This is a genomic window from Sphingobium cyanobacteriorum (genome assembly GCF_030580935.1).
GTDB classification, from domain to species: Bacteria; Pseudomonadota; Alphaproteobacteria; order Sphingomonadales; family Sphingomonadaceae; genus Sphingobium; species Sphingobium cyanobacteriorum.
The window spans coordinates 1-8,047 of the sequence record NZ_JAUQOM010000038.1 but is presented as its reverse complement, the minus strand read 5'-3'; the positions used below and the strand labels follow the sequence as shown (position 1 = coordinate 8,047).

Annotated in this window: 6 protein-coding genes and 3 pseudogenes; 1 reads left to right on the top strand and 8 read right to left on the bottom strand. The window is 66.1% G+C overall.

The features are described from left to right. Nucleotides 1-272 (top strand): annotated as a pseudogene (locus Q4610_RS21160) (hypothetical protein); the annotation flags it as partial. On the opposite strand, the pseudogene Q4610_RS21155 reads toward Q4610_RS21160, so the two are convergent. From Q4610_RS21155 to Q4610_RS21120, 8 genes and pseudogenes are all read right to left on the bottom strand, one after another. Further along, nucleotides 154-820 (bottom strand): annotated as a pseudogene (locus tag Q4610_RS21155) (transposase). The pseudogenes Q4610_RS21160 and Q4610_RS21155 sit on opposite strands and share 119 nt — an antisense overlap. After that, a complete protein-coding gene (locus Q4610_RS21150; RefSeq protein WP_033967269.1) occupies nt 748-1,122 on the bottom strand; it encodes a transposase in 375 nt (124 codons plus the stop codon). Before Q4610_RS21150 ends, Q4610_RS21155 begins: the two are co-directional and overlap by 73 nt. 140 nt (nt 1,123-1,262) lie before the next feature. Continuing rightward, nucleotides 1,263-2,576: a 4-aminobutyrate--2-oxoglutarate transaminase gene (gabT, locus tag Q4610_RS21145; RefSeq protein ID WP_304537785.1), complete on the bottom strand. Its 1,314-nt coding sequence runs from the start codon at nt 2,574-2,576 to the stop codon at nt 1,263-1,265. Beyond that, nucleotides 2,576-4,033 (bottom strand): NAD-dependent succinate-semialdehyde dehydrogenase, encoded by a 1,458-nt coding sequence (locus Q4610_RS21140; protein WP_052192551.1) that lies wholly within the window; start codon nt 4,031-4,033, stop codon nt 2,576-2,578. The genes gabT and Q4610_RS21140 overlap by 1 nt, the downstream gene beginning before the upstream one ends. A gap of 7 nt (nt 4,034-4,040) precedes the next feature. Next, nucleotides 4,041-5,417: an aspartate aminotransferase family protein gene (locus Q4610_RS21135; protein ID WP_033967262.1), complete on the bottom strand. Its 1,377-nt coding sequence runs from the start codon at nt 5,415-5,417 to the stop codon at nt 4,041-4,043. Further along, nucleotides 5,410-6,324, bottom strand: coding sequence for a serine hydrolase domain-containing protein (locus Q4610_RS21130; protein ID WP_425262598.1), 915 nt, complete (start codon nt 6,322-6,324; stop codon nt 5,410-5,412). The genes Q4610_RS21135 and Q4610_RS21130 overlap by 8 nt, the downstream gene beginning before the upstream one ends. Nucleotides 6,325-6,746: 422 nt before the next feature. Next, nucleotides 6,747-7,757 carry a LysR substrate-binding domain-containing protein gene (locus Q4610_RS21125; RefSeq protein WP_304537784.1) on the bottom strand — a complete coding sequence of 337 codons (1,011 nt, stop codon included), beginning with the start codon at nt 7,755-7,757 and terminating at the stop codon, nt 6,747-6,749. Next, nucleotides 7,744-8,047 (bottom strand): annotated as a pseudogene (locus Q4610_RS21120) (hypothetical protein); the annotation flags it as partial. The gene Q4610_RS21125 and the pseudogene Q4610_RS21120, both read right to left, overlap by 14 nt.

Sequence of the window (8,047 nt, the reverse complement as noted above, 5' to 3'; positions counted from 1 at the left end):
ACGCTGTAGATCCCCACACCTCCCTGACTCGGCAGAAAGGCTTCAAGGTGGACGACTTTTACGCCGCCCGCAGCAGGACTATCCCGCCGCTACCGTGGTCGAATATTGCTCCGCCGTTCTCAAGTATGGCGTCCGCGCCCTGTGACACGGCGTTCAGGAACATGTTCGCGGCGCGAAAAGAGGTGTTCGTCGATCTGCTCGGCTGGGATGTCCCGGTCCTGGAGATGCTCGATCCGGGCAGCCACCTCGCTGCCCGACACCACGCCACGTAGCGTCGTGGCCACGTTCCTGTGCGTGGCGCATCCAGTGTTTGACCTTGGCGAACAGTTGCTCGATCGGATTGAGGTCAGGGCTATAGGGCGGCAGGAAGATCAGATGTGCGCCGCGCGCGGACGGCGGTCCTGGCTGGCTTGCCTTTGTGCGAGCCGAGATTGTCGAGCACCACGATATCGCCTGGTGCCAGCGTTGGCGCGAGGAACTGCTCGACATAGGCCGTGAAGAGCATGCCGTTGATCGGTCCGTCGATCACGCAAGGTGCATCGACCCGATCATGGCGCAGGCCTGCGATGAACGTCAGCGTTTGCCAACGCCCGTACGGCGCCTTGGCGCAAAGTCGCTGCCTTTTTTGGTGCCCAGCCTCTGAGCGGCGCCATGTTGGTCTTGACCCATGTCTCGTCGATGAAGACGAGGCGCCTGGGGTCGATCCTGCCCTGATGAGCCTTCCAGCGCTGGCGCAGCCTCGCAACGTCAGGCCGATCCTGCTCGGCCGGAAGCACTGTTTTTTTTGAAGCTCAGCCCCCCTGTGTGGAGGAACGTCCATACCGCCCGACGATCCGTCTTGATCCCCCGCGCGACAAGCTCGGCTGTCAACTGGCGCGTGGTGAACGGACCCGCCTTGGTCCGCTCTCGAAGCCACTGTGCCGTATCCCCGCTCAGCGTCCGCTTCTTGTGGCCGTTCATCTTCCCCGGCTTGAGCGCGCCTGTCTCACGGCGGAGCTTGCGCCATTTCGACAAGCACGACGGCGCTATCTGAAGCGCCTCGGCAATCGACCGGTCCGCCTCACCCGCGTCCGAACGCGCCAGCGCACGCTTCCGCAAATCTTCCGAATAAGGTCGTGTCATCCGCGCCTCCAGCACGGACGTTGAATCATATCAGTCCAAACAAGGGAATCCCGATTCCACCAAACAACAGCATGCTCTAGGCCGGTCTTCTTGTCCAAGCCGCGTGTCCTTGTCAGTGGCCACGGCTGCGTCGGCGCGGATCAGTGCACAGCCAGCGCCTGTTCAAGCCGGTCCAACCCTTCCAGCAGCACGTCGTCCGAAACGGTCAAGGGCATCAACAGCCGCACAGTCTCGCCATGGATGCCACAGGATATAACCACCAGGCCAAGCTGGAATGCCCGGGCGACCACGTTGCGCGCCGCCTCCGGGTCCGGCGCATCGGATCCACGGGCCTTGACGAGGTCGAACGCCATCATCGCGCCGAGCCCCCGCACATGGCCGATCGGCATCAGGTCTTCTCGGCCAGTCCATGCCTCGAAACGCGCGCGCAGCTTTCCGCCGATCGCGTTGGCACGCTCGATCAGCCCTTCCTCCTCGATGACATCGAGCACGGCGAGAGCGGCCGCGCAGCTGGTCGGCGCACCGCCGAACGTCGAACCGAGCCCACCGCCGTGCACGCTGTCCATCAGGTCCGCCCGGCCGGTAACCGCCGCGATCGGGAAGCCGCCGCCCAGCGCCTTGGCCATGGTCACGATATCCGGCGCGATACCGCTATGCTCGACCGCGAACAGCTTGCCTGTACGGGCGAAGCCAGTCTGCACCTCGTCGCAGATCAGCAGGATGCCATGCTCGGAGCAGATCGCGCGTAGCGCCCGCAGCAGTTCGGGCGGCGTGACGTGGAAGCCGCCTTCCCCCTGCACCGGCTCGATGATGATCGCGGCAATCGAGCCAGGATCGGCATCGGTGCGAAACAGGGTGTGGAGGGCATCGAGGCTGTCCTGCACGGAAACGCCATAGTGAGCGATCGGGAATGGGACCCGCCAGACATCTCCGGGCAGGGTGCCGAAGCCGCGCTTGTAGGGCATCGCCTTGCCGGTGAGCGCCGTCGTCATCAGCGTGCGGCCGTGAAACGCGCCGGCAAAGGCCACTACGCCGCTACGGGCGGTGGCGTGGCGGGCGATCTTGACGGCATTCTCAACTGCCTCCGCGCCGCTGTTGGAAAAGAGGGTCTTCGCCGCTCCGTCGATCGGCACCAGCGCGTTCAGCCGTTCGGCGAGCGCGACATAGGGCGCATAGGGCAGCACCTGGAAGGAGGTGTGGGTGAAGCGCTCCAGCTGGTCCTGCACAGCGGCGATCACCCTGGGATGGCAGTGGCCGGTGCTGCACACGGCGATGCCGGCGACGAAATCGATATAGCGATTGCCGTCGACGTCCCAGACTTCGGCATTGCGCGCGCGGGCGGCATAGGCCGGCGTTGCGCTGACGATACCGTTCGGCACCGCAGCAGCCCGCCGGACCGCGAGACCGGCATTGTCGGACGCAAGCTCCGAGGCATGGAGAGATGCGGTCGCCATCAGATGCCTCCCAGGGCAAGATATTTGATTTCCACGAAATCCTCGAGGCCGTAGCGCGAGCCTTCGCGGCCCAGGCCGGATTCCTTGACCCCGCCGAACGGAGTCGCCGGGTTCGAGGTCAGCGTCTCGTTGACCGCCACCATGCCATATTCGAGCGCCTCGCCGACACGGAAGACGCGGCCGATGTCGCGGGTCCAGAGGAATGCCGCCAGGCCGTAAGGCGTGTCGTTCGCCGCGGCGATCACCTCGGCCTCGGTCTCGAAGCCATAGACGGCGGCGACCGGGCCGAAGATCTCCGTGCTGGCGATCGCCATGTCCGCCCGCACGTCGACGAGCAGGGTCGGCGCGAAGAACAGGCCGCCGCGCGGATGCGGCGTGCCGCCGAGCACCGCCTCGGCCCCCTTGCCGAGCGCATCCCCGACCAGTTCCTGGACCTTGGCAACCGCCGCCGGGTTGATCAGCGGGCCGATCCTGGTGTCGGCTTCCAGCCCGGGCCCGACCGGCAGATCCTCCATCGCCGCCCGGAGCTTCTCGACGAAGGCGGCGCGCACGCCGGACTGCACATAGATGCGGTTGGTGGCGACGCAGGCCTGGCCGGCGTTGCGGAACTTGGTCGCCATCGCGCCCGCCACCGCCGCATCGAGATCGGCATCGTCGAACACGATGAACGGCGAATTCCCGCCCAGTTCGAGCGACAGCTTCTTCACCGTATCCGCACATTGCCGCATCAGGATCTTGCCGACCCGGGTCGAGCCGGTGAAGGAAAGCTTTCGCACGTCCGGGCTCGCGGTGAGCACTCCGGCAACGGCTTCGGCGCGCTTCGCGGTGACGATGTTCATCACGCCTTCCGGGAAACCCGCCTCCTCGGCCAGCAGCTGAAGCGCGATCGCCGAAAGCGGTGTGTCCTCGGCCGGCTTGACGACGATCGTGCAGCCCGCCGCGAGCGCGGGCGAGACCTTGCGCGTGATCATCGAACTCGGGAAGTTCCACGGGGTGATCGCGCCGACGACGCCGATCGGCTGCTTGAGCACCAGGCAGCGCTTGTCCGGCGCATGGGTGGGCACGATGTCGCCATAGAGGCGCTTGCCCTCTTCGGCGAACCATTCGATGAAATTGGCGCCGAACACGATCTCGCCCAGCGCCTCAGCGCGCGGCTTGCCCTGTTCGAGCGTCAGGATCTCCGCCAGCGCCTCCTGGTTCTCCAGGATCAGCCGGAACCACGCGCGCAATATGTCCGCGCGCTCGCGTGCCGTCCGCGCCGCCCAGGCCGGGAATGCCGCCTTGGCCGCGTCGATCGCCCGCTGGGTCTCCGGGGCGCCCATATCGGCCACGTCGCCGATGAAGCTCCCGTCAGCGGGATTGTGGACCGCGAAGGTGGCGGCGACATCGGCCCGCTTGCCATAGGCCAGGGTGCGGGCGAGCAGCGCGTTGCCCGCGGGAGAAAGATCGGGGTGCATCGTCATCTCACATCAACCCCAGCGTCCGCGCCGTGCCGTCGAGTGCGCGCGTGAGGATTTCCATCAGTTCGTCCACTTCGCCGCGGGTGATCACCAAAGGCGGGCTCAACACCATCGACTGGCCGACCGCCCGGGCGATCAGCCCATCGGCGTAACAGGCCTCGCGCGTCAGGATCGCGGCATTGTCTTCCATCGTGCAGACGGTGCGTGTCGCCTTGTCGCGGACGAGCTGTAGTGCAGCCATCAGCCCCACCCCGCGCCGCTCGCCGACCAGCGGATGCCGATCGGCCAGCGCCTGAAGGCTCGCCTGGAAATAGGGCCCGATATCGTCGCGCACCCGCTCGACCAGCCCTTCGCCGGCGATGATCTCGATATTGGCGAGCGCCACGGCGCAGGAGACCGGATGCCCCGAATAGGTATAGCCGTGCGGCCATAGGCCGCCCTTGGCGATCACGTCGAAGATTCGGTCGTGCAGCGCCACCGCCGCAATCGGCAGGTAACCGGAGGAAATGCCCTTCGCCATCGGCATGAAGTCGGGCTCGATGCCGAAGGTCTGCGAACCGAACCAGGCGCCGGTACGTCCGAAGCCACAGATCACTTCGTCGGCGATCAGCAGCACGTCGTACGCGCGGCAGATACGCTGCACTTCGGGCCAATAGGTCTCGGGCGGCACGATCACGCCGCCTGCGCCCTGCACGGGCTCCGCGATGAACGCGGCGACATTGTCCGGCCCGAGTTCGAGGATCTTCTCCTCGATCGCGCGGGCCGCCTTGAGGCCATAGTCGGCGGGCGCGAGATCCCCGCCGTTCACATACCAGTGGGGATGCTCGACATGCGCGAATTCGGGCAAGGTGCCGTTGTCCATGCCGTGCATCGCCGGCATACCGCCCAGGCTGACGCCCGCGACGGTGGAGCCGTGATAGGCGAGCGTGCGGCTGATGATCGTGCGCTTGCCCGGCTTGCCCAGCAGCTTCCAATAGTAACGCGCGAGACGGACGATCACGTCATTCGCCTCGGAGCCCGAATTGGCGAAGGTGAAATGATCGAGCCCCGCCGGGGTGAGGCCGGCCAGCCGCTCGGCCAGCTCGATCATCGCCGGCACCGCGCTCTGGAAGTGATTGTTGTAATAGGGAAGCCTGTCCATCTGCGCCTTGGCGGCGTCGGACAGTTCGGTGCGGCCATAGCCGATGTTGACGCACCACAGCCCGGCCATGCCGTCCAGGATCTTGCGGCCGTCGCTGTCCCAGACATGCGAGCCCTCGCCCCGCACGATGATGCGCGAGCCCTGTTCGAGGATCAGCCCGGGATCGGTGAAGGAGTGAAGGTGATGGCGGGCATCGCGTGCCTGCCATTGCGCCGTGCTGTTCATCTTGATCTCAGTCATGGGCGGTCAGGGCCTCCACCGCGGAATTGAAGAAGTCGTTGTCGAGGATCACCTCGGATCCGCGCGGCTTGGCGCGCGAGCTCAGCACGGCGATCAGCAGGTCGCGCTTCGGATTGATGTACACATACTGGCCGAAGATGCCGCGCGCGGAGAAGGCGCCGTCGGCGAGCGAGCCCGACGCATCGGGTACGATCCACCACATATAGCCATAATCGCGCCGTTCGCCGCCGACGATGCGCGCGCTACCCGCTTCGGCCATCCAGCCCTCGGGAAGGATGCGTTCCCCCGCGATCGTGCCGTCTCCCATCGCGAACCGCCCGAAGCGGGCGTAGTCGCGCAGCGTCGCGCTGATACCGCTGCCGGCGACTTCGAGTCCGCCGGGGGATTCGAGCCACCAGCAGGCATCCTGCTCCATGCCGAGACGGGACCAGAGTCGTTCGGAAAGATAGTCCGACAGCCACTTGCCCGTCGCCGCGCGAACGAGCGCGCCGACGACATGGGTTTCTCCCGTCGAATAATTCCAGCGGGTGCCAGGCTCGGCAACGCGCGGCAGCCCGGCCATGTAGCGCAGGATCGCGCCCGGCTGCTGGGCGATCTGCAGCTTCAGCATGTGCCGCCGCTCGGACTGGGGATCGACATGCTCGTCGTCCCAGCGGACCCCCGAGGTCATCTGCAGCAGGTGGCGGATCGAGACGCCGTCATAGCCGCCGCCCTTCAACTCGGGCAGGTAATCGGTCAGCATGTCCTCCACGCCGCCGATATGCCCGTCCTGGATTGCGGCCCCGACAAGCGTGGTCGCGATCGACTTGGCCATCGACATCGACACCCAGCGCGTATCGGGCTGCAATCCGAGTTCGTAGCGCTCGTGAATCACTTCACCGCGCCGCTGGATGAACAGGCCGGCCACCCGGTTGCGGAAGACATAATCATAGAGATCATATTCGCGGCCATTGGCCCGGATCGTGAAATCCTCGACCGGCGCCTGCGCATAGACGAAGGGCGCGACCGTATCGCCGCGACGGATGGTCCGCACCGGAAACGCGCGGTGCGTGTTGCGCAACGCTTCTACCTGCGCGCCGGGCATCAGCTTGCCCGCATAGAGCGGCGTCATGCGGTCCGCATAGCCGCTCGAACCGGCGAACCCCGACGTCAGGCCCAGCGGCTCTGCAGCCGGTGCATCAGAGACGTTCAACCAAGCCCCCTAACCCTTTTGTTGTTCGGCCAAAGAGCTAATCCGCCACGGCGCGCCAGCTAAGGTGCCAAGGATGGGAGGGGTGTTGCGCCTCGCGCACCAGCCCCGCGCCGATCGGAAATATCCTTTGCGATCGGCTATTTGCCGGCAAGGAGGACGCGACCCGCGACGTGCGGCTTCGCCACGTCGCGCGCGAGTTCGGCGGTAAACCAGCGCAGGTAGCGGCGCACCAGCGGGGTATCCTTCCGGTCGGCACCGACCAGTACATAATATTTGCCGAAACTATAGGGCTGGAACGCCGGTTCGCCTCGCCCGATCTCGACCAGCTCGCCCGAATCGAGAAAGGCCTGTCCGACCAGCCCGTTGACCAGCGCAACCCCGCGTCCGTGCAGCGCGGCATCAAGGGTCAGGTGGCCCTGCGACAGCCGCGGCCCGGTCAGGTCGAGATCGTCATAGACGCCGTGCACCGCCAGCCAATGCGCCCAGCCATCGAAATCATGCTCGTGCAGCAGCCGCTGGCCGATCAGGTCGCCGGGGGTCCGGATCGGTGCAGCATCGGCGAGATAGGCCGGGCTGGCGACGGCGACGACCGCGACGCTCGCCACTTCCTCGCAATGCACCCCCGCGGGGACCTTCATGCTGGTACGGTAGGTCGGGACGAAGCGGATCTCGATATCCGATTCATAGGGGGCCACCGAGATGTTGCGGTCGAGCGAGCGCAGCTCGATCTCGACATCGGGGTGCAGCTTCTCGAACAGCCCCACCCGCCGGGACATCCAGTGCAGCGCGAAGCCCGGCGCGCAGGAAACGTAGAGGTGATTGTGATAGCCGCGCCGCATCAGATCGATGGTGGAAGCGGCGATTGCGTCCATCGCGGCGGCGATCTCGCGGTGATAGCGCCGCGCGTCCTTGGTCAGCGCCACGCCGCGCGCCGTTCGCTCGATCAGCCGGGCTCCGGTCCATTGCTCGAGCGTCTTCAAGTGGCGGCTGATCACCGCATGATCGCGCCCGAGGCTGCGCGCCGCCTGGCGGACGCCGCCAAGCCGGGCCACCGCATCGAAGGCACGCAACGCTTCGAACGGCGGAATCGTCTTGCGCGAAGGCGGATTATAGGCGGCGACAGGGCGATCTTCGTCAGGCGTTTCCAAGTCGAGCGGCTCCCGCAACGGCACGGGCCGCCGCTTCGGGATGGGCATCGCCGAACCGCCGGCTGAAGGGGCGATACAGCAGCCCGATACAGATCGTGCCACCAACGCCTATGCCGGCATGTAACAACCAGAAGGCGGGCGGTTGCAAGGGCTCGTAGAAGCGGCCCAGCCATCCCGCGAATATCCCGGCGATGAACAGGCCGATATAATAGCCGCCGACCATCATCGAACGGACCTGCACCGGCGCCACCCGGGCGACCAGTGCGAGCGCCACCGGCGCGTAGAGCAGG

Coding starts and splice junctions, on each gene's coding strand:
- Q4610_RS21150 (WP_033967269.1), bottom strand. CDS start 1,122: ATGACACGACCTTATTCGGAAGATTTGCGGAAGCGTGCGCTGGCGCGT.
- gabT (WP_304537785.1), bottom strand. CDS start 2,576: ATGGCGACCGCATCTCTCCATGCCTCGGAGCTTGCGTCCGACAATGCC.
- Q4610_RS21140 (WP_052192551.1), bottom strand. CDS start 4,033: ATGCACCCCGATCTTTCTCCCGCGGGCAACGCGCTGCTCGCCCGCACC.
- Q4610_RS21135 (WP_033967262.1), bottom strand. CDS start 5,417: ATGACTGAGATCAAGATGAACAGCACGGCGCAATGGCAGGCACGCGAT.